This is a genomic window from Cryobacterium sp. N19 (assembly GCF_002929595.1).
Lineage (GTDB): Bacteria > Actinomycetota > Actinomycetes > Actinomycetales > Microbacteriaceae > Cryobacterium > Cryobacterium flavum.
The window spans coordinates 251,076-277,094 of the sequence record NZ_PJJR01000049.1 but is presented as its reverse complement, the minus strand read 5'-3'; the positions used below and the strand labels follow the sequence as shown (position 1 = coordinate 277,094).

Below are 26,019 nucleotides of genomic sequence, written 5' to 3'. Positions count from 1 at the left end.
ACAAGGTTGACAGAGAGGGGTCGGATGATGTGGGTGAAGCGTTTCATCTCCTGATCAAAGACCTGCTGCCCGGGCCGGCTCTGGCCCAGCGGAACCCGTCCGGGCAGTTACCCGTAGGCGTCTTCGGCCCCAGCAGCCGTGGTTCGCGCCCCTTTCGTGCACCTCAACTACACCCTCAAATGCGAAGAGCCGTTTAAGAGACAGGCCCATTCATGGACGACAAACCGTCTCACTTCCACACGCCTAGTTACGTGAAGATTGGCGGCAACCAAGCCGCGCGGAGTCACCACTGCCGCCACCGTCTATTTGTCGCGCAGGAGATACCTCGGCCGAAATATGCCGTGATGCCGCAATACCTGATAAGTGAACCACTGAACATTTCGAAGGACTTGCCCAATAGGGGCCCTGCCCATCGCCCGAGCTAAGTCGAGTCGCCGCCGTAGGATTTCGCGAGTATAGATCTTCCAGGGACTCGTATTCTTACTGTGCTGTGCCGGGTGCGTCCTGTAAGCCGTAAAGACTCCGGGCAAGCTAGCGATTTCCCCGACAGCGGCGAAACGCAAGAACAGTTCATAGTCCTGCGCCCGCTTGCATAGCTGATTGTAGCCACCAAGGCTTAAGAACACATCCCGCCGGTACATCACAGAGGAGTGAACGAGCGTGTTTCTCGTCAAGAGTCCAGCTCGACCACTTTCACCTGACCCAATCATTTTCCGGATCAAACGGCCTGCATCGTCGATAACATCCGTACCAGTTCCCAGGCATACGAGTCCGGATGCATTACTGAAAGCTGTCACTTGCGCCTGAAGTCGGCCGGGATACGCGATGTCATCAGCGTCTAGCCTCGCGATGTATATGCCACGGCATTGACTGATACCGATGTTCAGCGCCCGTGGAGTTCCAACGTTGTTTGCGAGCGGTACCACACGAACCCTAGGATCACCCATCCATTCCGGACTATTTTGAGGTACCAGCAATCCATCAAGAACTACGATTAACTCAAAGTTGATATAATTCTGTGAAAGGATCGATTCGACAGCCTCCCGCAAAAAACTGTCAATCTTGATTGTGGGTATCACCACTGAAACGAGCGGTGTTGTCAAACTAGATTCCATTGCATATTTTCTTGCTGCCAATAGTCAACTCACTCACCCCTAGATCGAAGAATTCAAACAGAACCGACGGTTCCTTTGACATCGCATCAGCCGCACCTGAATGAGCTCCGTGCTGCGACCCGAGTTGAAGCGTTGTCAAATTCAAACTATTCCTCTGAATAAGAAGGTCACAGCATCAAAACTCGGGCACTCTTTCACAGTTACCCACAGGAAGTATACATACTTCGATACAGCGGCCCCATCAATTCACGGCTGACCGGCACGGGAGGCCCGTGCAGCACCACATGTCGACCTGCGCCGTCCAGCTATCACCGACGGATCGGAGGTCCGGGCGACGACGGGTTCTCACGCGAGAACGACTATAAAGCGCTGTAGCAAGGCGCGCGCAAGTTTGAGTCAATAAATTCCAGACGGAATTGTTTTGTAGGGGATGAGGTCACCATAATTCTGCAGGTAAACCGCAAAATAAACGGATGCCATCACGAGCAGGAGTACTTCAACAACGCCCCGAACCTTCGGTGCAAGATGACCTTCCATTAATGCATTGGGAAGTAAAAGTATCAGGAAGATACTGAAGTAGCCCTCTATCCGAGCAAGAACAAGGGCCTGCGTGCCCAGGAACAAGAAGACAACTCCGAAAGCAACATAGGTAATATATGGAGATCGATTCGACCCCAAGGTTAAATATACAGCAATCGACAAGAGGGCAAGCTTTGCGGCGATCACCAGAAAGGTGCCAATACCTGTTGCGTTTTCAAGAAGATACGACTCATACCGTGGATTTAAAAGGGTAACTAGGTCGGATAGAGCTGAAACATTTGTTACTAAGCCAGCGGAAGCAATACCCAAGACGAGGAGAACCGAGAGACCTCTTATTCCGGGTCGCCATCTATGTATAAGAAGCTGAATTACTGCGATTAAAAGCGCTGAAACATGAAAAAGACTAGCAACGAAATTTATTGCACAAAAGGCAATTTTGTTTTTCTCCAGGAATGTGCTTGCCCAAAAGTTGAGTCCTATTGCCATTCCCTGCCGGATTACGTTAAAAGGCGCGACGTAAAAAGCCAATAGCACATAGAGAAGGATTGAGAGTGTCGGGTCTAGACTTTTTTTCTTAATGGTTACGTAAATCGGCACGACCGTTAATATTGACGTCACCCAAAATAGCAACCGAGGCGATTCCGAGACTAGTTTTAACGCCAGCGTCATAACCGTGTACCCGAATTCTTGCGGGGAGTGCGCCAATGTTTCTTGCCAGTACTGGGGTTGGATCCTCGAGAAAGTAGAGGCATAGGCCGCATAGTCCGTGCCCACTTCAAAGCGAAGAGCTGAGAACGCTACCAAGACAGAAACTACTAGGAAATCGAAGGGATTCCACTTGAGTGAAACCTGTCTCGTCAATAATGCGATTGCTGGCTGCCGCCGGGATTTGACCAAGGAATTATCGATGAATCTTGATGCTGTCGAGAGTATTCCCAGGACGACCGTGAGCAAGTAGTAGGCGAGCAAGAGCCTCCTTTGCTCATCAGACCGTATTCATTCATCTTACAAGGGCTGTGTGACGCACTGAAAACACTGATTTGGAGCAGTGTCAAATTCTTCGTGTACCTGTCGCAAGGGCAGTAATTTGCACAACGCACACTGCGATCTCACCGGCAGCAAGGCCAGCAGCCCCGCCTGGTCCACCGTAAATAGTTCCAAGCACGATCATGGACGAGACTCCCACAACCGCTCCTACAAGTGTGCTCACGAGCACGCTCCGAAGTTGTCCAAGGGGGACTAATATATGCCGACCTGTCGAGGTGTTAATCGAAACCGCCATGAACGCCAGCCCATAGTACAAGGACGTCATAGGATCGGCAGCAACGGCCTCGCCAAACAAGAGCCGTGTAATTGGCTCGCCCAAGAGGGCTATCCCACTTCCACCGGATAGCCCGAGCAAGGTGTGTGAAAGAAGGGAAAAATGCATCCTTCTTGTGACGTGCGTCGGGGCGTCTTCTGCAACCCAGCCTTGAAACGCACCACCTAGGGACTGAACAGAAAATAGCGAGAGTTTGTACAACTTCTCCGCCGAAGCAAAAATAGCCACACTGCCGGCCGGTGCAACCAAACTAAGTAGCGCCACGGGTGTGGCGCTGTATGCGCCAGCCGTAATGACAGTCAAGGCGCCTGTCCGATCGGCCCACATCTGTCCAAGAACACGGGCAATTTCCGTTCCTTTTCGAAGGTGTAGCTGACCGATTCGAAAACTGAAAATACCCGTGCCAATTATCGTGGCGAAGATCAGGCAGATCGGATAAAGGATGATCCATCCTGTATAAAGAAGGAGAGCGGCGGAGACTCCCACTGCCACTAGCCGGGGCACCACGTCGAACTGAGCGATCCAGCCGGGTCGTCCGACGCCAATGGCGTACCAAGCGGGAGAGAGACTGCCGATAGCCATCGCGACGGCCATAGCCAACGCGTCAAAACGGTGACTTTCTGGTGCAAGTGCCAAAGTTGCGGCGCTAGCCAGTGGGACCACGATCGTCAATATTAGTAGGCGTGAGATCATACTGTCGCCGTAATGGAGTCGCCGAAGTGACTCACTCGCGCCAGCGACCTTCGCGGGCCCCACCAGCGTCCAACCGAAAGTCACAGCAATTGCCGCGAACGCGCCAAATGATTGGCCAATCGCTATGGCCGCCCAACCCTCTACGCCTCCTAATCGAGCAATAATGGGTAAGAGAAGGAACGGTGCTAAAAGAGAAAGAAGAGGTAGTCCGGCAAAGCCACCGAGCCGTCTCGCGAAGGCTCTTCGTTCACTCATGTCTCGTGATGAGGATTTGATCATGCACGGTTGGATTCAAACTTGCCCATTACTAGCGCATTGCGAACTTCATCCTTAAATGTTTGTTCCTCACGAAATATACGTTCGCGGTACGGATCCTGAAGTGTCTGATTACCCTTTGGGTTTTCGAAGACCCTGTTGATGGCTGTCAATGAATTGTTCAAGATATTGTCATTTGGAGAAATCTTATGCTCCCACGGGATGGGTACGTCCTCGAAGAATGCACCCGACCCACGACGTGCGACCAAAGATACCGCTCCGCAGATCGCGGCTTCTCGCGGCATTCGATCCTTACCCGGATGGTATCCAAGATCTAAATAGACCATGGAGGAACTGAGCGACTTCGCAATTTCGCATGAAGTCATTCCAGTTAGGGGCAAGTATGTTGCTTGAGGTAGTCGGTCTTTAAGCAGCTCTGTTATTCGAGCTGCCTTTTTAGGGTTATAAGCAATCGTGAAAGCGCGTTCAGCAATAGGAAGTGGTTCAACGGACCGCAGCACGGCCAAGGGTACATAATCGCTAACCATTGTTGATATAATGTCTAATTTGGAATACAGGTAGCTCCATGCATACTGTGATTGTGTCAAGTGACTAACCTCGTGGAGGAGCCGATCTTGGCCGTTCAGTCGGCGGACGGCGGCCCTAGCGAAAGCTAGTGTTCGATACTTAGACACTTGCAAATGGCGTTGTTGGGCTGATTCCCACAGTCCATGCGCGCGGCGTTCATCTCTGAAGACGGGGGAATTGTCGATGCTTAGCCACCAGCAAAATCTTTGTGCTTGCTTGACGCCTGCGAGGTAGGGCAGTACGTATTCAGAAGTGATAACAGCATTTCCTGAAATATCTTCTATGTGGGCACTTTCGGGAGCGTCATAGTGCGCGTATGCCGCGACTCGTTCTGCCTTCTCCGAGCCCGGTCGCGGCACAAGATATGCATCCTGGCCAAGAATTCGCAGGGTGTGTACCAGTTGGTGGAGCGCCTCCGGACCGCCGGTTTGAACTCCGCGAGGGTAAATGACGAAGATTTTACGAAAGATGCCAGTCAAGGAGTCCCTTCCAAATAGTAGTGGAGCGAGTTATGTACGCTGGCCCCGGAGCTGGCTGATATGCGAGACATCAAGGTCTACACTACGGCGTTACAAAGCGGCACCTGCCTGCACATGACAAAAGTAGCAAACTACTCCAAGAAGGACCGATACGATCGCGAAACTTCCGCAGGCCTGTTTTGCAGAAAATTGTCTTTCAGTGTAAGACAATTGTGCAAGTGTATCGTTGGGCTAAAGTGCAAGCGCCTTACTCAGCGACATCGATTTTAACGAAGCCTCCGGCCAGTGCATCGGCTAATTCTATTGCAGCGTTCACTGGCGGCCTGCTCGGAAGAGACGCCTTCATCCATCAATAGTGCGATGTGAGACAGTGGGATCTGATCGCACCCCAGAAGGCTCGTCAGGCGTCGGTCTAAACTGTCCATTACCGCCTACTGAGACACTGCCCCTGACTCAGATGTTGTTTTAGTGTGCCGCATCCAGCGGCTCGCGTCGCCACAGCTTGACCTGCAATTTTCTCGTTTTTTAGCCACAAGCGAATTTCAAATTTATGAGGAGTCTTAGAATGGCGATTGACCTTGTGGTCGTTGGATCTGGCTTTTTCGGCCTAACTATTGCTGAGCGGGTTGCGACCGAGCTGGGGCTCACGGTAGCCGTGATTGACCGACGTAGTCACATCGGTGGTAACGCCTACAGCGCGCCTGACCCTGAGACCGGCATTGAAGTGCACCAGTACGGCGCGCACCTTTTTCACACGTCAAACGAACCGGTCTGGGAGTACGTGAACAAGTTTACGAAGTTCACAAATTATGAGCACCGGGTTTTCACAAACTTCGGCGGTGAGGTCTTCCCGTTGCCGATCAACCTCGGCACGATCAACCAGTTCTTCCGTGCCGCCTATTCCCCCTCCGAAGCACGCGCGCTGATCGCCGGTCAGGCCGCCGAGTTCGCCACCGGCGAAAGTCAGAACCTCGAAGAGAAGGGCATTTCCCTCATCGGGCGCCCCCTCTATGAAGCTTTCATTCGTGACTACACGGCCAAGCAGTGGAAGACTTCGCCGACGGAGCTGCCCGCCGAGATCATCAGCCGGCTGCCCGTGCGCTACAACTACGACAATCGCTACTTTAACGACAGCCACGAGGGTTTACCCGTTGACGGCTACACCGCGTGGATCGAGCGGATGGCAAATCACCCCAACATTGAGGTGCGCCTCGACGCTGACTTCTTCGACGAGACGCAGGAGCTCAACCGCAAGTCCGTCGTCGGCCGCATCCCAGTCGTCTACACCGGCCCGGTCGACCGCTATTTCGACTACCAAGGCGGCGAGCTCACCTGGCGCACTCTCGATTTTGAGCAAGAGGTGCTGCCGATCGGCGACTTCCAAGGCACGCCCGTCATGAATTATGCCGATGCGGCGGTGCCCTACACGCGCATCCACGAATTTCGGCACTTCCACCCGGAACGGGCGCATTACCCCACCGACAAGACCGTCATCATGCGCGAGTTCTCGCGCGCTGCAACCCGCGCCGACGAGCCCTACTACCCGATCAATACCGCAGACGACCGAGATAGCCTCCTGAAGTACCGCGCCCTGCAGCGCGGTGAGTCCGAGGTCTTCTTCGGCGGCCGTCTCGGTACCTATAAGTATCTCGACATGCACATGGCCATTGGCTCTGCGCTGGCCTTGTACGAAAACAAGCTCAAGCCGCTCTTCAAGGGAGTGTCTCGTTAGCGGTGTTTCCGGCGTTTCTCACTTAGTAGGCGTCTGCGTTCGGCCAGCGGTCTCGGAAGGTGATGGCGAACTCGTTGAGAGGTGGCTTCCAACTTATTGTGCACCGGGTTCCAGGGGTCCTGACATGGGCGGCTTGATTCGATATATTTCGACGGAACTTAAAGTCGTTCTTTGATAGCATATCGCAGAATCAAGTACGTGCCCGGATACCGCGTTTGGGTCTCTGTCAGGCTTGCGCAGAGCTCTGTGACGGCAGCGGCTTCGCGCTTTGTCGGCATCGGGTCCAACGTGATTAGCAGGAGACCGGGCTGGGTGGGGTCGATGGCACCGGGCTGCTTGAGGATTTGCCGTACCAGATTGTGGGCTTCGCGAGTATTCGAGCTTTTGGGGGCCACCGATATTGACGTTCGGGGCCACAGGTCGATCCGATCAGTAGCGCGGTGTGGGGCCACCGAGTATTTCCGTTGGGGAGCATGTGCTTAGCTCCTTCCGCTGCGCGTATGGACACGCGGCGGAAGGAATAATTAGTAATGGTACGAAGGATCAAAGCGGAACTGGTGCTCAAGCTCCGCGGCGCGGGCATATCGGGGCGCGCGATCTCTCTCGCGCAGGGCATGTCGCGTAAGAGTGTGTTGGCCGTGTTCGACGCCGCCAAGAAAGCCGGTATCGGCGGTGACGGTCACGTCGGCCGCAGCGATGCCGAGGCATATGCGTTGCTATTACGGAGCCGCTGCGAATACGAGAGTGTGTTCGTGCAGCCCGGTTGGGAAGGGGTGCACAAAGAGCTCGCCACGGTCGGGATGGCGCTGAAACTGCTCCATGGCGAGTATGTCGACGGGGCAGCCGGCGATGGGTTACGACCAATTCTGCAAGGCATACGCGACGCATACGCTGATCACGGAGGCGGCCTTCCGGGTGGGTCATAAGGCGGGGCGGACGGTCGAGGTCGATTGGGCCGGGCCGACGATGCAGCTCACCGACCCCGGTGACGGGCGAGACGTCTCGGGTGTATTTGTTCGTGGCATGTCTGCCGTTTTCCCGGTATGCGTTCGTGGAACCCTCGCTGGATATGCGGCAAGACTGGCTGCTGGCCAACGTCGCGATGTTCGGGGTTCGGCGGAACGGTTCCCCGGGACGTGCCCGATTATGTTCCGCGGAACATAATCGGGCACGACGATCTGTGGAGCCTGATGCTCCTATATCTTGTCAAGCGGCGGTTTGGGTTGTTTCGGTGTTGAGCCAGTCTCGGTAGCGGGTGAGGAATTCGCGGTTGTTGACGCGTCTTCGTTCGATGATGGAGAAGGTCATCACTGAGCAGTCGAGGGCTGCGGCGACGGTCGCAAGGGTATGGCCGAGAGCCCTTCTGGTGGGTCGGAGGCTGGTGTCGGCGGCTGGTTGCGGCTCGAGAATGAGACGGTATGCCTCGCGGGCTATGGCACGTTTCAGGCATCGAAGGATGTCCTTCTTCGTTTTGCCTTGGGCGGCGCTGCGGGCGGCGTAGGCGCGGGTTTCGGGGTCCATGCCGAGGCGAACCACTGCGATTCGGTGCAAGGCAGCGTTGGCGGCTCGATCACCGCCGCGGTTCAGCCGGTACTTGTTCGTCTTGCCCGATGATGCGGGAAGTGGCGCGGCCCCGCAGAGCATCGCGAACGCGGCTTCGGAGTGCATCCGGTGGGGGTTTGCGCCCGTAGGGTGAATTGAGACAGAGGTAAGGAGAATCTGTTTCATGACTAATCGTCGAAAGTTCAATGCGGAGTTCCGGGCCGAGGCCGTGGAGCTGGTCATTTCATCGGGCCGGCCGATCGCGCAGGTGGACCCCGAGATCGGTGTGGTCGAGGGGACGCTGGGCAACTGGGTGCGCCTCTGGAAAGAGGAACACCCCGAAGCTGGTGCTGCCGCGCCGGGGCCCGTCGAGTGGGCTAAATACAAGGCTCTTCAAGCGGAGAATGCGGAGCTGAAACGGGAGATCGAGTTTCTGGGAAAAGTCAGCGCCTTCTTCGCCGCGAAGCAACGATAAACGACTATTTCGTGTTTATCTTGGCGGAGAAGGCCTCCTTCCCCATCGACTGGATGTGCCGCAAGCTGAAGGTCTCGCGGGCCTCGTTCTACCGCTCGCTGCGACCGGCCGTTCCAACGCCGACACAGGTGCGTCACACCGTGCTGGACGCGCACGTGGTGCGGATCTACGAGCGCGAGAAAGGCATGGCCGGCCGGGACCAGATCACCACCATCCTCAGCCAGGAAGGCGTCAGCATCGCCAGCGGCACGGTCGGGACGATCCTCACTGGCCGCGGCCTGCGGGCCGTGCATATGCGGGCGTGGAAGAAGACCACCACCGTCGATCCGGATGCCAGAACTGAGCACATCCGCAATCACATGCTCGACGGGGACGGGAAGCGTGAGTTCCTCTCAACCGTCCCGGGAACCCGGCTCTGCGGCGATATCACCTATCTGCGTACCGGTTCGGGATGGCTGTATCTGGCGACCGTCATCGACCTCTGCACCCGCATGGTGGTGGGCTGGTCGATGGCCAGTCATATGCGCACCAGCCTGATCGTTGACGCCATGGAGATGGCGCGGGATCACGGTCACCTCGACCGAATTTCGCGCTCTGGTGACCGGCCTGGGGATGCGGTCTTCGATGGGCTGTCAAGGGCCATGAGGAACGGCCCACTGGCGGCCACTAGAAATGCCCGCTGGTGGCCATGAAAACTGCTTGGATTCCATCAGTCGTTGCAACACCGCGCTGATTAAGTACTGATTAGTAGATCACGGAATCGCTCTGCCGGGGTGTCCCAGCCGAGCGTTTTGCGGGGTCGGCCGTTCAGTTCCTGCGCGACCCGTTCCAGATCCTCGGGGCTATAGACCGATAGGTCGCTTCCCTTCGGGAAATACTGGCGCAGGAGCCCGTTGGTGTTCTCGTTCGAGCCCCGCTGCCAGGGGCTGGCCGGGTCGCAGAAGTACACCGGCATGTCTGTCGCTGTGGTGAATGACTTGTGGGTCGACATCTCTGATCCCTGGTCCCAGGTCAGCGACCCACGGAGGTGTGCCGGCAGGGTGCCCCGTCACGGACGGCGTCCGCTGTGTGGGCTCCGGGCAGGTGGACGAGCATGACGTAACGGGTGGTGCGCTCGACCAGGGTCGCGATCGCGGTCTTGTTGAGTCTGCCGGTGATGAGGTCGCCTTCCCAGTGACCGGGGACGGCACGGTCCTCGATTTCGGGTGGCCGATCGGCGATCATTACCATCGGGTCGCGGAATCGAGGCCGCCGTGCAGATTCGGTCTTCTGCGGTTTGCGGCGTGTTCGTCCGGACCGCAGCGCCTCCTGCACTGCACGGCGCAGGCCGCCCCTGGCTTGCACGTAGAGCGCCTGATAGATCGTCTCTGGTACCACGCGCATGTCCTTGTCGGTCGGGTAGTGCTTGACCAGAGCCTGACAGATTTGTTCCGGAGACCAGCGGATCTGCAGCTTCTCCTGGACGAGCTGCCGCAGGCCCTCCTCTGTCACGAGCTTCGCTTCCCGGGGCCGTGGTCGGCGTGCGGCGGCAGCACGCTGGGCCGCATACGGAAGGTAGGTGAGATTGTTCTGCCTGTTGCGGATGATTTCTCGGCTGATCGTCGACGGCGCCCGGCGGAGTGTCGCCGCGATCGACCGGATCGACGTGCCCGTCGCGGACAGGTCACGGATCGCTTCCCGATCAACCAACGACAGGTATCTCGAGTTGATGGGTTTCAGCTGCGCGGGAGTCAGCCTGATATGGGAATCACTCAGTACGGTCACGGTCTTGTTGTAGTCGATGATGCGCCCATCGGGCAGGACCCGGCGGTTGTCGGCGTGCCGGATGCCCTGGTCCCAGTCGACCGCTGTGCGAATGTTCAACCCGACCTGCCGGGCTGCCTCTTTTCGTGGGACGGCGTCAGCGCGCAGACGGAAGTACTCGGTCCGTCGTGCACGTTGGGCGACCTTCACGTCGATGCCCGCGAGGGTTACCCAATGCCGACACGTCATGGGCTTGAAGCCGAGTTCCTCGGCGGCGAGGCGGATGCTTCCGAGCCGTTCGAACGCGGCGAAGAAGGATGCTTTCTCGCCGTCGTTGAACGTTCGGGCTGGTGCTCGTGTTGTCTGTTCGGAAACCATGGTTGCAACTCCTGAATAGTGCTGAGTGTTGCAACGACCGATAGAACCCAAGCAGTTCTCCTGGCCGTCAGCGGGCAATTCCGTGGCCGCCTACGGGCAGCTTCTCATGTCCGCCGACAATGGGCCGCACGGGCGTGTGTTGGGACTGTGAGACGATCAACGCATCAGGCCGGGTCGCGGCTTGACCCGTGTTGGGATTGACAGCTGGCCTCATCGTCGGCGTGTCCTTGCGTTGATCTGTCGGCCGCGACCGGGTCTGGTGCCTGCAGTTTCACCTGGCCAAGCCATGTCCCAATAGGGGCCTTTCCGTAGGCGTTCGCTGCCGGCGTGGATCGTCACAGTCCTGACTGACTTCCTCTCGTGGAATTGCTCGTCAACACCCCACGAAAGGCAGCCATGAGCTCATCTGTTCTGAAACACCCGCGAAAGTCGCGACCAGCGCTCCACGGCGAAGGGGTGATCCTTGGCGTCGACACACACAAGGATGTCCACGTCGCGGCGATCCTGACGATCACGGGAGTTCTTCTAGCGACCCAGAGCTTCCCAACGACACGCGATGGCTACGCGGCGACATTGGAGTGGGCCCACCGGTTCGGGGACGTGAACGCGGCCGGTATCGAATGCACCGGCTCGTACGGTTCCGCGCTGATGAAATACCTCCAAACCCAGAACGTGAAAGTGTTCGAGGTGAATCAACCAGACCGAGCACTGCGGCGCAAAGCCGGGAAAACAGATGCCGTTGACGCTGAAGCCGCGGCCCGGGCAGTCATCGCCGGCCGGTCCTTGGCCACGCCGAAAACCGGTATCGGTGCCGCCGAAGACCTACGCCAAATGCGGTTGGTGAAATCGTCAGCAGTGAAGGCACGAACGACCGCGATCAACCAGCTCAAAGGCCTCGTTGTCGGCGCAGAGCCAGCACTGCGCGATCAGCTCCGTGGACTCAGCACGAAAGCCCTCAGCCGGGCCTGCGCACTGCTGCTGCCCAGCACCGTCGAACGAATGCTCATGAGTGAACTTGCCACCCGCATCCACCACCTCACCGAGCAGCTCGGCCGCTTGGAAACGGCCATGACACGCACGGTGATGGCTTGCGCGCCCGAGCTCCTGGACCGCCCCGGTGTCGGCTACGACAGCGCTGCGGCGCTACTCATCGCCGTCGGCGACAATCCCGAAAGAATGAAGAACGAGGCCGCCTTCGCAGCGCTCTGCGGCGTCAGCCCGGTCGAGTTCTCGTCAGGGAAAACGACGAAGCGTCGCCTCAATCGCGGTGGGAACCGTCAAGCCTACGCGGCCCTGTATCGAATCGTGCTGACGCGGCTTCGGTGGGATGAAACCACCCAGAATTATCTACAGCACCGCACCGAGCAAGGGAAAAGCAAGCGAGACGTCATCCGCTGCCTCAAACGATACCTCGCACGCAAAATCTTTACCATCCTGAAAACGCTTCCCGACCAGCACAAAACCGCGCGCAGCACGAATTGACAACATAGGGGCATCAACAGTATGGCGGAAAGTTTTTTCTCACATCTGAAGACCGAGATGTACTACCAGCACAACTTCGAGAATCACCTCGCCGCGAGGACCGCGGTGATGGAATACATCGAATCCTGGTACAACCGGCGGCGCCCTCATTCCCACAACGGAGGGTTCCAACCCGCGGCCGCGTTGGCCGCTCACCGCGACGCCCGCCTAACGGCAGCGGCGTAGAAGAAAAATCAATCAGATTGTCTCAATAACTTGACGGGCGCACATCGTCCATGTCTAGACCCCTGGGACCCTGGTGCCGTGAATTCGTGAGCAAATACTCCCAACGATTACCTTCCCGAGTATGTTTCAGAATCGCGGTCCGATGCCGAACAGCACGCGCGAGCAAAGTTATCGCGATTCACACCCACACTAAACACAGCGAGGGCTCTGGCCCTTGCTCTTATTCCTATGTCCCTGCGGAATACTGGATCTGCTAGCGTCGAAATCACTGCCTTGATCTGGGCTACCGAGCCAGGCCGTACAACCAATCCGCCGTCTCCAACCGCCCATGGTAGTGGCCCCACTTCCGTGACAGCAATAGCTCTCCCGCTCAGCATCGCGTCGACGACTTTGACCGGAAATTGCCCCCTTCCGTAGACTGAATTCAGACTGGGAATGATGACGATGTCACTATTGAGAACAATTTCTTGCCCGCGTTCCATTGATGTCTCGCCCACCCATTCCTCCCAAACCTTTGCATCAGGCGGAATCGTATCTGTAATGATTAGGTTCACACCGAGTCCCTGAGACTGCGCCACGGCAGCACGCAATGATTTCAGTCCCTTATGTCTTCTTGCAGTACCAACGAAAGCGATTGTCGGCGATCCTGACTGGTGAGTTGCGCCAAATCCGAGGTCCGGACGTACGTGGGGCACGACGGCCCCGCCATAGGTCGCCTGAAGTATCGGATTGCTCACAATGGTCGGCGTGACCATTGCCGCGCTGCGAAGTGACTTCAGCATGGTCATACGTTTCGAGCGAAGTACAGTCTTGGCAATTCTCCGGATCGGGTCGCCGTAGGCCAATTGAGCCTCTAGATCGGGGTCATCAATATCCAATAATATTGGGATTCCAGTTTCTCGGGCCGCGTGCAAAGCAAGGCCAAACGACTCCGGAAGCGGCTTTACAGCGATTATGAGATCCGGGGAAAAACGTGCTATTTCTGTAATCACGGTATTGGGCGACAGAACAGTGCACTGATCGCCGAAATGAGATCCTCGAAGTGGTCCCCATACGCTGACCCCTAACGTTGAAACTATTTTAGAAGTCCATCCAAGACTTTCAGCCAACTGCCACAAACAATAAGTCCGTCCGATTGAGTTTTGGCTGATATCTGGTGTTAGAAATACTATTTTCATTCCTATCTTGCCCCCATGCTCACATTGAAACTACTAAAAGTAAATATAAGCCAAACGCGCAGGCCGCACCGAGGGCAATTCATATAAAACTTCGAAATTCCATGGGCGCGAATCTAGAGGACGACGACGACGAAAACTCAGCAAAAAACCTTCCCTCCAATGCGCCAAATGCGCGGTGGGTATTGGATTGCCCGATGGCAATGATGGCCCACGCCTGAACATCAAACTCGGCAATTGCGGTAGATAATACGATTACACCGGTTGCGGCACTGATTATCGGAAATGAAATAGAGAAGCAATCGCTGTACGCGCATCGATGGCAACCTCGGTCGAATCAGTTGACAGCCTTCATCGGAGCCTAGGCCCGTTCAAGTAAGAACTTTTGTTGCTACGGGCATTTTGGATCGCGACATTCGCCTTCCAAATTGCCAACGCCGCTCTATAAGAGTAGTGTGCGGCGGCGAGCTGGCACCGCTTCCCGTCACACGGACTGGATAGATCGCAATTACCTCATCACTGGTGTGGCCAATACCCTTTGCAGGAACTCATAGATGCGCCGCGCAGCTTCGAAAGTTTCCAGCCCATCAACTTGTTTTGTGGGTTGACGAATGCGCCCGCTCAATATGTCTCGCCTTATGAGGTCGGCAAGGCCGCGTGTATCGGCATCAGCGGCCAGCGTGACTTCGGGGATGTCTCGAACGCCCTTGACATCATAGGCGTACGAACGACGCCCCATTGCGAAGCCCTCCAGCAAGACCCTTGGGAGTCCTTCCCACTTGGCTGTGTGCAATATCGCGTCATTTCTGATCATGTGCGGAGCGAAATCCAACCTTCCAGGAACACTGATCACGTCGCTCAATCCGGCGGCCTGAACTTTAGCGATGGTCACGTCTCGCAATGCGCCTTCACCCAGCATGGTAAGAACGACGTCCGAACCGGCATCGCGAAGATGCTTCATCACCTCAATTGCTTGTAAAGGCTGCTTTCTCTTAGAGAACTCGCCAGCCCACAGAAGACGCATTTGCTTTCCATTCATCGCCGCGGTCCTCGGGTAACTCGCAAGCGGCACGCCAACCCCAAGCTCTAAACGGAGGATGCGATGAGGAGGAAGGCGAGTTCTAAACCATTCCTCGTCATCGCCGTTAAGCACAATCACACCGGCAGTGGAAGGCGTCAGCGCTGCTTCAACTGTTCTCCACAGTTTGTCAGCCGGCGACGTTCCCTTATTCCAGTGCAATCCATGACAGAAATAAACCACCGGCACGGGCATCCGTTGAACCCTTGCCATCGCCGATGCCGTTGCTGTATTCGTCACGAGCACATCAGCACCTGTTCGCTTCAGCCATCTCTTGATCTCTGCGGGTGCGCCCATATTTTTCAGTCCAGGTCGCCGGGTGACGGAACGCAACAGGGTGAAGTCACCTATTGGTGATGTGGTGGAAGCTGCGGTGCCTACCTGGGAGCCATTTTCTTCCCACGCTTGCACAATCTCGGGGAAGAACGCGTCCAGAGTGCTTCCCACACTTGTCAACAGTCCGATATTCAAAGTTCCCATCCATCTTCAGCGTCGCGGGACTTCCCCTTGCGCCCGCGAGTGCGGGTAGGTCTTTTCCAACTCAAGAACACGACCTGACGATTAATCTGCCCGACGAGTGATCCCTGCAGCACGCCAGAATCAAACCCAGTACCTATTTGTTGACCCACCGACTGGCCTTTGCAACCTCATCGTAAATTTTTGGAAGCGCGATTTCCGCCAACGACTTTGACGTCAAGTCGGGCACTTCGAATTCAGCATCAGTGTCAGTCTCGAGGGCGGCGTGGAGACCTCCCGGCCGGCGAACCCGGACGGTACGCCAGCCCAATGCTTGTCCCCCGACAAAATCTTTCGTAGGGTTGTCACCGAAATATACACATTCCGCCCCGCGGATACCAAACCAATTTTGAAGTGCCTCGAAGGCTGTTGGAGCCGGCTTCGGCCATCCCTGGCCGTGTTCGTCCGTGATCACAATACGTGTGATCAGGTTATTCAGATCCAGGCTACGTACTTTGGCACGTTGGCTGTTTCTTGGGCCATCAGTCACAAGTCCCGTCTGAAATTTAGTCTGACAGGAGCGCAACAAGGCCAAGGAATCATCCAAGAGCTCGATCTGCGGTTCATGTTCGCGATAGACGCTAACGCAGCGGTCAACTATGTTGCGCGGGAGTGACTTGGCCACCCCATTGAGGACGGAATCGAATATATCGCCACGTGCACCGAGCTCGAATTGCCCCCATGCGGCTTCGTAAAAGGCATCCACCTGGTATTCGCGCGCAAGCATCTCAGCAACCGCACGAAAACCGCTTTCTACATATGAACGTTCAAGAAACAAGGTGTCATCCATATCAAACACCACGAGTTTTATATCCATGGGTTCAAATCAAACTTCGGGTCGCGATAAAAGGCCGCATCGTCATAACGCAACATGACAGTCCCTGGCCGCCAGACGACGGAAGGTACATGATCTACTACGCTGAGACACATAGCGCTTATGAGGTCGCCGCCGGCAGCGTGGCTCAATGGATACCCCCCGCCGAATCGTGGATTTATCTCCAGTATTTGCACCGATTTCGTCACAGGGTTGAAAATTACCTGGATATTTAGCACTCCGTAGGCGCCTGGCAGAGCCGTGACGACCTCTCGGACCAACAACTCGATCTCAGGTACCTGGATTGTGACACCCTTCGAAACTTCTCCCGAACGCACTTCCAGACGGCGGCGAGGAATCGTAGCCAATACTCTTCCGCGATCATCGACGGCGACATCTACGGTCACCTCAATGCCCGGTGCGAACCGCTGAATAATATAGTCGTCCGCCAGCACATCGAGCTTTAGATCAGATGAGTCTTCAACGATGATTACGCCTATGGAAGATGATCCTGATCGAGGTTTGGCGACAACCTTCCCCTTGAAGCGAGCATGCCGAGCCTCGACGATCTCCTGCGTCTCAATGGTCGGGAAACCATTGCTAACCATCCACTGGAACATTTTCCATTTGTCCCAGCCCAGTTCGGCTACTTGAGGGCTAGACACCCACACATCGATGCCACGTTTCTGAAACGAGTTCCGGGCATCTGAGAAGACTGCGATTTCAGGGTCGATTGTTGGCACGACTACTTGTGCGCCGTGCAGAAGACCAATACGAAGAGTTTCTGTAATGAATTCGCCCGAATCGATTCGGGGAACGATCTTGAATTCGTCAGCCAAGCGCCCGGCAGCGGAGAGTTCCGATGCGTCGGTTACAATTACCTTCGCTGGTCTACCAGGGTTTGCATCACGAAGGAGCTCGACGAGAGCGCCCCGACGCCCACCGCTTGAAAGAAGCCAGCTACGCGGATACATTTTGATTTTCTTCCCCAAATTCAGGCATGGCCGCGTTACCTTTTGCAGTCACTCCTTCTCGGAGCACGACGGATTTCAAAGTTCGCAAAAGGATGGAGGCATCGAGAGCGAGAGACCGATGGTCGACATATTCAACGTCCAGTTCAAATTTTCGCGACCAAGACAAGGAATTTCTGCCGCTGACCTGTGCCAGCCCCGTTACCCCGGGACGTACCTCGTGTCTGCGGTTCTCGAACGGGGAGTACCGGCTCAGATATCGCACTAGAAGGGGCCGAGGGCCGACGATGCTCATGTCGCCCTTGATAACATTCCACAGGGTTGGGAGTTCATCCATGCTGGTTGACCGCAAAATTCGACCGAATTTCGTCAGTCGTTCGTCGTCAGTCACTAGCCGTCCGTCTAGTGACACGTTTCTCATCGTTCGGAACTTGCGAAGAAGGAAGATCTGTCCATTGAGCCCTGGGCGTTCTTGTTTGAACAGAATCGGGCGACCCAATTTTGCGATGACCGCTCCGGCCACTAGAAGTTGGATTGGTGCAGTGACGACCAGTGCGGCCGATGCGCCGACCAGATCGAGAATTCGTTTCGTGGTATCAAACCGGCGCTGTTCTTGCGCGTTATTCACACTCGGCTCATTATTAAGTCGTCGATTTGAGTGAGCACGTGTTCTATCTCGTCGGGCCCCAACGATGACCCGCTGGGAAGGGTAAGCCCATTGTTGAAGGACCGTTCAGCGGTGCCGTTAGACATAGACCGCGCGCCACTAAAGACCGGTTGCAGATGCATCGGCTTCCACAAGGGGCGACTTTCAATGTTGTCGAACAGGAGATGCGCACTGAGCTCGGCAGCCGCAAATCCGGAGACCGTCGAATCCACCACAATGGACGTCAGCCAGAAATTGTCATTCTCATCGTTCTCGCCGCCGAAGATCTCGACCCCGGGGACGGCTGCAAAGAGTTCTCGGTAGGTCTCACGCATGGCACGTCGGCGCGCAATCATGTCATCCAGGCGGGTGAGCTGAGCCCGACCAAGGGCGGCTAGCAGGTTGCTCAAACGGTAGTTGTAGCCGATGTCGGTGTGCTCATAGTGCGTAACAGGCTGCCGGGCCTGGGTGGCGAGGTACCGGGTGTGGGTCGCGAGATCCGCATCATCCGTTAGCAGCATGCCACCCCCCGACGTGGTCATGATCTTGTTGCCGTTAAACGACAAGATTGAGGCTCGCCCGAAGGAGCCGGCCGCCTGACCGTTATGGCTCGCACCGAGTGACTCGGCGGCGTCGGCCAGCACTGGAATGTCGTACTCGTCAGCGATCGCACAGATAGCCGTGTAGTTGACCGCCTTGCCGAGCAAGTCGACGGGCACAATGGCTGCCACCTTCTCGCCGCCGCGGTAGAGCTGCTTGAGGGCCTCACGCAGCAGCACTGGATCCATGTTGCCGGTGGCCAGTTCGCAGTCGATGAAGTAAGGCTCGGCACCGGTGTAGACGATGGCGTTCGCGGTGGCCGCGAAAGTCATGGTTGAGGTGACCACGATGTCGCCGGGGCCCACGCCGAGCCCAAGCAGGCCGAGGTGCAGCGCAGCGGTTCCCGAGCTGAGGGCCACGGCGTGCGTGACGCCGACTCGCGCGGCTATCTCGGCTTCGAAGGCGTCGACGTCGGGGCCGAGAGGAGCTATCCAACCCGAGCGCATGGCGGCCAAAACGTATTGTTCTTCGAGTTCGCCGACGTCGGGCGAGGACATGTAGATGCGTTTATTCATGGCTGACGCTTTCTCTGTGTCGCGCGGGAGCGCTGCTGGTCGAGGTCGCGGGCAATTGGTGACTGCGATGCCATGCCTGTTCGTCGAGGCGCTCGGGAGCGATGGGGGCCACCTTGGTGTGGGAAATCTTGGGGTGAAGCGGGCGTTCATCGGTTTCGCCCAGGCCCACGAGTTCTTCGTGCAACTTCTCGCCGTCGCGCAGGCCCGTGTAGACGATTTCGATGTCTTTGCCCGACTGGGCGATCATGCGCTGCGCGATGTCGAGGATGCGCACTGGCTCCCCCATATCAAGGATGAGCACCTCGCCGGGGCGGCCGATGCCGCCGGCCTGCACGACGAGCTGGCAGGCCTCGGGGATGGTCATGAAGAACCGGGTGACGTCGGGGTGGGTGATGGTGAGCGGGCCGCCTGCCTCGATGAGTGCCGTGAAGGTGGGCAGCATTGAACCGCGGCTGCCGATGACGTTGCCGAAACGCACCGATATGTAATCGTGCCCCGTCTGCCGGGCAGCGTTTGCGGTGAGCTGTTCGCCGGCGCGCTTGGAATACCCGAGCACGCTCGTGGGGTTGGCGGCCTTGTCTGTCGAGATATTCACGAACGTCTCCACTCCCACAAGCTGAGCGGCTTTGAGCACGTTGCGGGTGCCCAGCACATTGGTCTTCCAGGCTTCATCGGGGTACTGCTCGAGCATGGGCAGGTGTTTGAGTGCGGCGGCGTGAAAGACCACATCGGGGAGACGGTCGGTGAAGATCTCGGTGAGGGCGTCGAGGTCACGAATGTCGGCGAGCACGACATCTTTGGTGTTGAGTAGGCCGTGTCCGAGAATGGAGATCTGCGTGGTCTGCAGGCCGGTCTCGTCACGATCGAGCATGATCAGTTCGCTGGGCCCGAACTTGTTGATCTGGCGACACAGCTCAGAGCCAATGGACCCGCCAGCACCGGTGACCAGCACCCGCTTACCCTCGATGTAACCGGCGATGGAAGCCATTTCGGTATCGACCGGCTGGCGGCCGATGAGGTCTTCGATCGACAGGTCGCGCAGGTCGTTGAGTTGAACCTTGCCCTTGAGTATGTCATCGAGGGTGGGGAACACTTTGACCCGCAGGCCGGCGGCATCCGCTTTGTCGGATATTTCGCGCAGAAGCGCGGCGTCTACCCGCGCAATGGCCACGATGAGAACGGTTGCCTTAGTGGCCTTGGCGATGCTGGCGAGGTCGGTGCCGGTTCCGAGCACGCGTTCCCCGTGCAGCCAGACGTTGCTGCGCTGGGGGTCGTCGTCGATGAGGCCAACTGCCCGAAAAGACGACTGAGGGTCGGTTTTCATGCGGCGCACGACAGAACCGCCGAGATAGCCGGCACCGTAGATGAGCGCGTTGAGGGCATTGTCGGCGGGCTTAATTGCCCGTTCCACCAGCAGGCGCTTGTAGTAGCGCACTCCGCCCATGTAGATGAAGGCCATGGGGAGCGCAATGATCACCGTGCTGCGGGGGATGTCGAAGGCTCCACCGAAGATAATGACCGGCACACCGAGGATCAGCGCAATGACCAGCACCGACCAGAGCAGCGACCGCACTTCGGCGAAACTGCCGTATGGGTGGCGCCCTCGGTAGAGGTGGTAGAGCGAGCCGATAAACAGCTGCAAGACGATGGCGGCTGCACACAACAGCAGCAACGGGGGCCAGACAATAAGGTCAACGTGAAACTCGTAGCGAAACGCCTGCGCCAGAAGAAGCGCAACGACCCAGGAGGCCGCGTCAAAGCCGAACTGCGCGCCGAAACGAACGAGAGGGACAGATCTATGTAGGTCCCTGAGCGCGTTTGTCGCGGCTTCGTTTACTGACACGGCTTACTCCCCCAGAGTAAAGATTGCAACGCCGTGGGGCGCTGTATTCTTCGTAGAATTTGAGTCTACCTGCTGAAAAAATTGGGTGTTTGGGGGGTACATGGCTGGTCAGGAAGGTATTCACTGTGCATCTCTATGTCGTTCCACGCATGCGCGCCGGGAGAACACGCCGCCTCGGACCGCTCAGCGTCAAGCCGAGCCCTGATCTTCTTTCTAGTGTGGCTACCGATTCACGATAAATAATTTTGGTGGGCGCACGAGGAAACCCGAACGGGCCACCAGCGCACGAAGGCAGACGCTTGATTATTTTGCCGTTGGCATACTGTCGCCAAAGGGAGAGGCGGTCATTCAGTCATACTGGCAAATAATCGGACCGGGCGTGTGTGTGGCGCACACCATGACCTGCTGCGGGCATTTCGGACAGCGGAATTAGTAGATTTTTCTACGCTGCTAAGGCTAGCTGCTGATAACCATAGGGGCCTCGTTAGGCCGGCGGTCACCAAGCGCGGAGTGCTGGCGTCGACTGTTGTAAAACCCTTCGATATAGCCAATGACGTCGCTGCGAACTTGTGATTTTGTGGCATACGCGGTGCGGTAAACACGCTCGTTCTTGAGCCTCGAGAAGAAACTTTTCGCCATACTGTTGTCCCAACACACGCCCGTGCGGCCCATCGATGACCGCATCCCCAGGCCGGTCACCAGCAGCCGAAATTCGGACGAGGCATAGATGGCGAGTTCAACTGGTCGTCGCAACACCGGCCTGTTCGGTCAATAGTAGGTGCTCTGCCCACATCTCGGCGGGGGTTGTCCAGCCAAGGATTTTGCGTGGTCGGTTGTTGAGCGTCAGAGCAACGGCGTCGAGTTCATTAGCGCCCGATCGTGCGAGGTCGGTGCCTTTGGGGAAATACGGGCGCAGCAGTCCGTTCGTATTTTCATTCAATGGTCGTTGCCACGGGCTGTGGGCGTCAGCGAAATAGACGGCAATCCCGGTCGCATGCGTGAATTCCACGTGCTGGGCCAGCTCCTTGCCTCGATCCCAGGTCAATGATTTACGCATCGCCGACGGCAGAGCACCCATCTGGATCGCCAGAGCCTTCCTCGTGGCCTCGGCCCCATGCCCAGCCATCGCCGGGCCATTCTTGACCCGCGGCTGCATTCCGTAACCTTCCATCGCTGGCAGGTGGATGAGCATTGTGACTTTGGTCGTGCGTTCCACGAGAGTGCCGATCGCCGACCCATCCGTTCCGATAATGAGGTCACCCTCCTTACGTTGTTGTGGTGGGTGATTTCGGGACTGCACATACAGCGCCTGGTAGATCGCCTCGTGGGAGATCCGCATCGACAGATCGTGGGGATAGTCGATGCGGAGGCGACCAGCGATTTGTTCCGGACTCCACACCGTCGCCCAGCGTCGGTCTTGGCGGTGGGGCTTGTTGCGCCCCCTCCACATTTGTGTCGTCGGTCCGGAGATGGGCACACCGTTGGCGTCTTTGACTGCCCCCGAGAGACGGTCCTGGACGTAATCGCGCAGCCGGTCATTGGCCAGAAGCTTCACCGTTTTCGGGCGTTGTGCCACAAGGTCCGACTTCCACTGCGCAACAGAAGCCCGATACTCTAGCTTTCCCCCACGGGTGGCAGCGTTGCGGCGCAACTCGCGCGATATCGTCGACGCAGACCGACCCATCGACCGGGCAACACCACGCACACTCGTGCCCTCAACCCGCAACAACGCGATTTCCTCACGCTCAGCAAACGAGAGATCGCGACCAGCCAGTGGGGCGAGCGTGAAGGGAGACATACCACCACGATGTCGGAACCAGCGGGCACCGACTGCCTGCGACACGCCAACAGCCGTTGCCGCGTTCTCGCTCGAGAGCCCGCGCGCGATCTCGATCCAGAACGCTCGCTCAACCTTCGCCGATGCGACGGCGCCCCCGGCGACTTCATCGGGGACCTACTCGTTAACTCCTTCATCCAACCTGCGGGACGTCCCATCAGATACCTCCATGATCGGAGTGTTGCGACGACCAGTTGAATGCGCCCTCGCGGGATTCTACTGATCGAAGCGCAGGATGACCTCCATGTCATTCTCCGGCGCGGACAGCACGTAGAGATAGCTGCCCGACAACACAGCATTCGTGATGCATTTCGGGGCCCGTTCACGGGCGCGGTCATACCGTTCCACTGATACAGCTTCCCGTCGGTACCCACCGATGTACTGCCAGCTCTGAAATAGGACGCTGGTTGTCGGGTTCGATGGAAAGCTGGTACGAAGCGTGGGCACACCGCCGGGCTCGGCCATCGCGCTCGTGCCACCGGAGCCCAGACCACCAACCATCAGTGCGAGAACGGTGGCAACGGCCGCAAGGTGCCCGGGTGAACAGGGTCGTCATGCAGTGGTTTCTCACTGTTTGCAACGCTACGCAGATGCATGTACGTGTCATGATGCCAAAGCAGGCTCAGGATTCACGGCAGATTTCGGCCCGCTAACCACAGGATTGACCCAGTTTCTTTGGCCCCCATAGTGGGCTTTACTCCCGTAATGGACGCGTGAAACTCTAGTCTGAGTCCATGGAGAGAGATCAGGCACGCCGCGACACAGGTCGAGCCCTGCTGGAGTTTCAAGGCGTCGTGTTCGGGGCTCTGGTGATCGTCGGCACGGCGGTACTGCTCAGCCAGCCGGCTGCCCTCAACCCGTTTCTCTACGCCGCCGGCGCTGGCATCATCACCGTGATCACCGTGATCACCGTGATCTGGCACAATCGGCCGGGTCTGCAACGCTTTGCGGTGCTGCTCCCGCTTCTCGACCTGCTCGGTATTCGGTTAACCGCGCACGCGGAAGACGCAACGCTCTCGGGCGGCGCCCTGCTGCTGATTCTGCCCATGATTTGGATCGCGTACTCGTTCGGCGTGCGGGGTGTGCTAGCTGGCGTTGCCCTTCTCGTGGTCACAAGCCCGGTGGGACTCTTGCAGGCCTACGGCGGAGACATGGAACCGGGCAATTTCACCCGCATCGTGGCCTACCCGCTGACGCTACTGATTTTGGCGGGGGCTGCAGGAGTGTCGGGAGCACGCATCCGTCGAAAAAAGGTGCAACTCGCGGCGCAGACCGCTCTCACCGAGCAAGCGGTGCAGGCCCGCGACGACCTGATCGAAGCGGTCACGCACGAGCTGCGCACTCCACTCACATCGATTCTGGGCAATGCCGAGTTGGTGCTGCACACGAATGATGCGCCGGCGGTTGAGCGGCGCGTCGGGGTAATCGTGCGCAACGCCGAGCAGATGGACACAATTCTCGCGGACCTGCTCCTCGCGCGCAGCACCGGCACGGCACTGCTGGGGCTGCACATCACGGCCACCGACGTGCGCGGGCTCATCGAGAACTGCGTCGCGGCAAGTCGCACAACAGCCGACGCGCGCGGGGTGTCGATCGACGTGATCGCGTCCGACACGCTCTGGGCCGACGTCGACCCCAATCGCATTCGGCAGGTGTTCGACAACCTGCTGACCAATGCCATCAAATACAACCGGGTCGGCGGCACGGTGGTCGTGAGCGAAACCCGCACGGTCACCATGGCAACCTTCGCCGTCACCGACAGCGGATGCGGCATAGCCCCCACCGACCATGCACGGGTATTCGAGCCGTACTATCGCACCGAATCGGCGCGGCGCTCGTCGCAAGACGGCTCAGGGCTAGGCCTGGGCATCAGCCGTGACATTGCGCGGCAGCACGGCGGCGACCTGCGCCTAGTCGAGTCATCGGCGCACGGCAGCAGGTTCGAGCTGACCCTATCGCTCGCACCTGCTGGTCACGAGGACACCGTGGCACCGTCTGGACGTGAGAATGAGCAAATTGTTGCGTGAGCACCCGTGAAGCAACATTTTTCTTGTTCTCACGTACTGGGAGACCTTGGGTAGAGTTAGCGGACAGAGCAAACCGGGGGTTCGCGTGAATACTGACCGCATCGCAGTCGTCATCGAAGACGACGCTGATGTCGGCGAAGTGATCGAGGCGATCCTCATCCAGGCCGGCTTCGACGTGAAGCTCGCCAGCACAGGCGCTGAAGGCATCGAGTTCGTTCGAGTTCATGCGCCGACGCTCACAACCCTCGACGTGAACATGCCCGGCATGGACGGCTTCGAAACCCTCAAACGCATACGCCAAATCACCGCGAGCAGCATCATCATGATCTCGGCCTGCTTCGACGAGATCGACGTCGTGCGCGGCCTCAGCGCCGGCGCCGACGACTTCGTCGCTAAACCGTTTCGCATCGGCGAACTGCGCGCCCGCATCGACGCAGTGCTGCGGCGAGCGTCAACCGTGGCCGGGCTCGGCCCGGCCGAGCCGACGCCGTTCGAAAACTCGCCGGGGCTCGAATCAAGCGGATGGCTACACCACGACGGTCTGCGCCTCGATAAAGCACGGCGCATAGTGGAGGTAGATGGGGCATCCGTTGTGCTGACCCGCAGTGAATTCGACCTGCTCGCGCAGCTGTTGCAGCCCGCCGACCAGGTGCACAGCAAAGCCAACCTGATTCTCGAGGTGCGCAGCGACAGTTACGCGAGCGGATTCCTGACCCACTCCGACAAGCGCGCGCTTGAGGTGCACGTGGCCAACCTGCGCAAGAAGATCGGGCCCGCCGACCGCATTGAAACGGTGCGCGGGGTCGGATATCGGCTCGCCGATGGTCCCTTCTGACCACGTACACGCTGCGCAGGAGGCGCGCTAGTACATGGGAGTTCGGGCCTGGCCGGAACAACTGCACCCGTGTAGTGAGTCGAGACAGAGGTAAGGAGAATCATGATTCATGACTAATCGTCGTAAGTTCACTGCTGAGTTCCGGGCCGAGGCCGTGGAACTGGTCATTTCATCAGACCGGCTGATCTTTTTACGCACATTCGCCACGTGCATCTCGAGGAAGCGCGGGTCGGAATCCGTCACGAGACCGCCCGTGGCAAAGCTGTCGCCGCGCAGCTCGAGAATGGTCTTCGTCTTGGTGTGCACCCAATTGCCGGGTTGAAACAGGCTCGCCAGCAGGTCGAACTCGCTGCGCTTTAGCGAAACGACCGTGTTCGCTACCTGCACGATCCGACGGTCGACGTGCAAGCACAGGCCATCGCGCTGTAACCACCCGTTCTGTGTGGGCTCGGGCACTTCGACGTGTTTGGTCGGCGCACGTCGCAGGACCGCCTGCTCGGTCTGCTCGGTCTGCTCGGTCTGCTCGGCGAACAAGGCCCCTCGCGACGCATAGAAGCGCCCGGGCTCACCGCTGCGGTGGCCAGAATGACCAGC

At 57.8% G+C, this 26,019-nt stretch carries 21 protein-coding genes and 4 pseudogenes; 8 read left to right on the top strand and 17 right to left on the bottom strand.

The genetic code is table 11. From position 1 onward, the window contains the following. Positions 1-302: 302 nt before the first annotated feature. The 4 genes from CXY78_RS22110 to CXY78_RS20745 form a co-directional block, all read right to left on the bottom strand. Entirely contained in the window at positions 303-1,115 is an 813-nt protein-coding gene (locus CXY78_RS22110; protein ID WP_104089108.1) for a glycosyltransferase, read from the bottom strand. Positions 1,116-1,511: 396 nt separating this feature from the next. Then, positions 1,512-2,624 (bottom strand): EpsG family protein, encoded by a 1,113-nt coding sequence (locus CXY78_RS09235; protein WP_158253300.1) that lies wholly within the window; start codon positions 2,622-2,624, stop codon positions 1,512-1,514. 82 nt (positions 2,625-2,706) lie between these two features. Further along, positions 2,707-3,948, bottom strand: coding sequence for a hypothetical protein (locus tag CXY78_RS09230; protein WP_140425684.1), 1,242 nt, complete (start codon positions 3,946-3,948; stop codon positions 2,707-2,709). After that, entirely contained in the window at positions 3,945-4,991 is a 1,047-nt protein-coding gene (locus CXY78_RS20745; protein ID WP_140425683.1) for a hypothetical protein, read from the bottom strand. The genes CXY78_RS09230 and CXY78_RS20745 overlap by 4 nt, the downstream gene beginning before the upstream one ends. Positions 4,992-5,556: 565 nt before the next feature. Here CXY78_RS20745 and glf point away from each other — a divergent pair. Together glf and CXY78_RS09210 are read left to right on the top strand one after the other, a co-directional pair. Further along, positions 5,557-6,723, top strand: coding sequence for a UDP-galactopyranose mutase (gene glf / locus CXY78_RS09220; protein ID WP_104089102.1), 1,167 nt, complete (start codon positions 5,557-5,559; stop codon positions 6,721-6,723). A 530-nt stretch (positions 6,724-7,253) separates the two neighbouring features. After that, the gene (locus CXY78_RS09210) at positions 7,254-7,649 is read left to right on the top strand and encodes a hypothetical protein (RefSeq protein ID WP_104089100.1); all 396 of its coding nucleotides are present in this window, start codon (positions 7,254-7,256) and stop codon (positions 7,647-7,649) included. 481 nt (positions 7,650-8,130) lie between these two features. On the opposite strand, the pseudogene CXY78_RS21640 reads toward CXY78_RS09210, so the two are convergent. Further along, positions 8,131-8,445: pseudogene (locus tag CXY78_RS21640) on the bottom strand (transposase); the annotation flags it as partial. Positions 8,446-8,449: 4 nt separating this feature from the next. On the opposite strand from CXY78_RS21640, the gene CXY78_RS09200 reads away from it, so the two are divergent. Both CXY78_RS09200 and CXY78_RS09195 read left to right on the top strand, forming a co-directional pair. After that, complete coding sequence (locus CXY78_RS09200; RefSeq protein WP_104089209.1) at positions 8,450-8,740, top strand: transposase; 291 nt, start codon at positions 8,450-8,452, stop codon at positions 8,738-8,740. A gap of 11 nt (positions 8,741-8,751) precedes the next feature. Then, positions 8,752-9,432, top strand: a complete 681-nt coding sequence (locus tag CXY78_RS09195; protein ID WP_104089097.1) for a DDE-type integrase/transposase/recombinase — start codon at positions 8,752-8,754, stop codon at positions 9,430-9,432. Positions 9,433-9,473: 41 nt separating this feature from the next. On the opposite strand, the pseudogene CXY78_RS09190 reads toward CXY78_RS09195, so the two are convergent. Beyond that, positions 9,474-10,504, bottom strand: a pseudogene (locus CXY78_RS09190) (IS30 family transposase). 813 nt (positions 10,505-11,317) lie between these two features. Between CXY78_RS09190 and CXY78_RS09185 the strand changes: the two are divergent. Next, positions 11,318-12,343: an IS110 family transposase gene (locus CXY78_RS09185; RefSeq protein WP_199182606.1), complete on the top strand. Its 1,026-nt coding sequence runs from the start codon at positions 11,318-11,320 to the stop codon at positions 12,341-12,343. 21 nt (positions 12,344-12,364) lie between these two features. Further along, positions 12,365-12,568 (top strand): IS3 family transposase, encoded by a 204-nt coding sequence (locus tag CXY78_RS09180; protein WP_104089094.1) that lies wholly within the window; start codon positions 12,365-12,367, stop codon positions 12,566-12,568. 107 nt (positions 12,569-12,675) lie between these two features. Here CXY78_RS09180 and CXY78_RS09175 read toward each other — a convergent pair whose 3' ends face one another. From CXY78_RS09175 to CXY78_RS21025, 10 genes and pseudogenes are all read right to left on the bottom strand, one after another. Continuing rightward, positions 12,676-13,746 carry a glycosyltransferase gene (locus CXY78_RS09175; RefSeq protein ID WP_104089092.1) on the bottom strand — a complete coding sequence of 357 codons (1,071 nt, stop codon included), beginning with the start codon at positions 13,744-13,746 and terminating at the stop codon, positions 12,676-12,678. Between the two features lie 505 nt (positions 13,747-14,251). Further along, positions 14,252-15,292 carry a glycosyltransferase gene (locus CXY78_RS09170; RefSeq protein ID WP_158253298.1) on the bottom strand — a complete coding sequence of 347 codons (1,041 nt, stop codon included), beginning with the start codon at positions 15,290-15,292 and terminating at the stop codon, positions 14,252-14,254. 142 nt (positions 15,293-15,434) lie between these two features. Continuing rightward, complete coding sequence (locus CXY78_RS09165) at positions 15,435-16,154, bottom strand: HAD family hydrolase (RefSeq protein WP_104089088.1); 720 nt, start codon at positions 16,152-16,154, stop codon at positions 15,435-15,437. Further along, positions 16,145-17,125 carry an ATP-grasp domain-containing protein gene (locus CXY78_RS09160; RefSeq protein WP_104089086.1) on the bottom strand — a complete coding sequence of 327 codons (981 nt, stop codon included), beginning with the start codon at positions 17,123-17,125 and terminating at the stop codon, positions 16,145-16,147. Before CXY78_RS09160 ends, CXY78_RS09165 begins: the two co-directional genes overlap by 10 nt. Continuing rightward, a complete protein-coding gene (locus CXY78_RS09155) occupies positions 17,112-17,750 on the bottom strand; it encodes a sugar transferase (protein WP_199182605.1) in 639 nt (212 codons plus the stop codon). The genes CXY78_RS09160 and CXY78_RS09155 overlap by 14 nt, the downstream gene beginning before the upstream one ends. Further along, positions 17,747-18,883: a DegT/DnrJ/EryC1/StrS aminotransferase family protein gene (locus CXY78_RS09150; protein WP_104089084.1), complete on the bottom strand. Its 1,137-nt coding sequence runs from the start codon at positions 18,881-18,883 to the stop codon at positions 17,747-17,749. Before CXY78_RS09150 ends, CXY78_RS09155 begins: the two co-directional genes overlap by 4 nt. After that, positions 18,876-20,726: a nucleoside-diphosphate sugar epimerase/dehydratase gene (locus CXY78_RS09145; RefSeq protein WP_104089082.1), complete on the bottom strand. Its 1,851-nt coding sequence runs from the start codon at positions 20,724-20,726 to the stop codon at positions 18,876-18,878. Before CXY78_RS09145 ends, CXY78_RS09150 begins: the two co-directional genes overlap by 8 nt. A gap of 442 nt (positions 20,727-21,168) precedes the next feature. Continuing rightward, a pseudogene (locus CXY78_RS09140) lies at positions 21,169-21,437 on the bottom strand (integrase core domain-containing protein); the annotation flags it as partial. Positions 21,438-21,462: 25 nt separating this feature from the next. Next, positions 21,463-22,700 (bottom strand): annotated as a pseudogene (locus tag CXY78_RS09135) (IS30 family transposase). Between the two features lie 79 nt (positions 22,701-22,779). Next, entirely contained in the window at positions 22,780-23,064 is a 285-nt protein-coding gene (locus tag CXY78_RS21025; protein ID WP_140425555.1) for a hypothetical protein, read from the bottom strand. Between the two features lie 233 nt (positions 23,065-23,297). Here CXY78_RS21025 and CXY78_RS09125 point away from each other — a divergent pair, with 233 nt between their 5' ends. Continuing rightward, positions 23,298-24,590 (top strand): cell wall metabolism sensor histidine kinase WalK, encoded by a 1,293-nt coding sequence (locus CXY78_RS09125; RefSeq protein ID WP_104089077.1) that lies wholly within the window; start codon positions 23,298-23,300, stop codon positions 24,588-24,590. Between the two features lie 85 nt (positions 24,591-24,675). Next, complete coding sequence (locus CXY78_RS09120) at positions 24,676-25,425, top strand: response regulator transcription factor (protein ID WP_104089076.1); 750 nt, start codon at positions 24,676-24,678, stop codon at positions 25,423-25,425. 27 nt (positions 25,426-25,452) lie between these two features. On the opposite strand, the gene CXY78_RS09115 is transcribed toward CXY78_RS09120, so the two are convergent. Further along, entirely contained in the window at positions 25,453-25,959 is a 507-nt protein-coding gene (locus CXY78_RS09115) for a winged helix-turn-helix domain-containing protein (protein WP_158252857.1), read from the bottom strand. Between the last annotated feature and the right edge of the window lie 60 nt (positions 25,960-26,019).

What these genes read in the sequence shown, in the direction of transcription:
- CXY78_RS22110 (WP_104089108.1), bottom strand. Translation starts at nt 1,115, where the DNA reads ATGGAATCTAGTTTGACAACACCGCTCGTTTCAGTGGTGATACCCACA.
- CXY78_RS09230 (WP_140425684.1), bottom strand. Translation starts at nt 3,948, where the DNA reads ATGATCAAATCCTCATCACGAGACATGAGTGAACGAAGAGCCTTCGCG.
- glf (WP_104089102.1), top strand. Translation starts at nt 5,557, where the DNA reads ATGGCGATTGACCTTGTGGTCGTTGGATCTGGCTTTTTCGGCCTAACT.
- CXY78_RS09210 (WP_104089100.1), top strand. Translation starts at nt 7,254, where the DNA reads ATGGTACGAAGGATCAAAGCGGAACTGGTGCTCAAGCTCCGCGGCGCG.
- CXY78_RS09200 (WP_104089209.1), top strand. Translation starts at nt 8,450, where the DNA reads ATGACTAATCGTCGAAAGTTCAATGCGGAGTTCCGGGCCGAGGCCGTG.
- CXY78_RS09180 (WP_104089094.1), top strand. Translation starts at nt 12,365, where the DNA reads ATGGCGGAAAGTTTTTTCTCACATCTGAAGACCGAGATGTACTACCAG.
- CXY78_RS09175 (WP_104089092.1), bottom strand. Translation starts at nt 13,746, where the DNA reads ATGAAAATAGTATTTCTAACACCAGATATCAGCCAAAACTCAATCGGA.
- CXY78_RS09165 (WP_104089088.1), bottom strand. Translation starts at nt 16,154, where the DNA reads ATGGATATAAAACTCGTGGTGTTTGATATGGATGACACCTTGTTTCTT.
- CXY78_RS09160 (WP_104089086.1), bottom strand. Translation starts at nt 17,125, where the DNA reads ATGTATCCGCGTAGCTGGCTTCTTTCAAGCGGTGGGCGTCGGGGCGCT.
- CXY78_RS09150 (WP_104089084.1), bottom strand. Translation starts at nt 18,883, where the DNA reads ATGAATAAACGCATCTACATGTCCTCGCCCGACGTCGGCGAACTCGAA.
- CXY78_RS21025 (WP_140425555.1), bottom strand. Translation starts at nt 23,064, where the DNA reads ATGGTTGGTGGTCTGGGCTCCGGTGGCACGAGCGCGATGGCCGAGCCC.
- CXY78_RS09125 (WP_104089077.1), top strand. Translation starts at nt 23,298, where the DNA reads ATGGAGAGAGATCAGGCACGCCGCGACACAGGTCGAGCCCTGCTGGAG.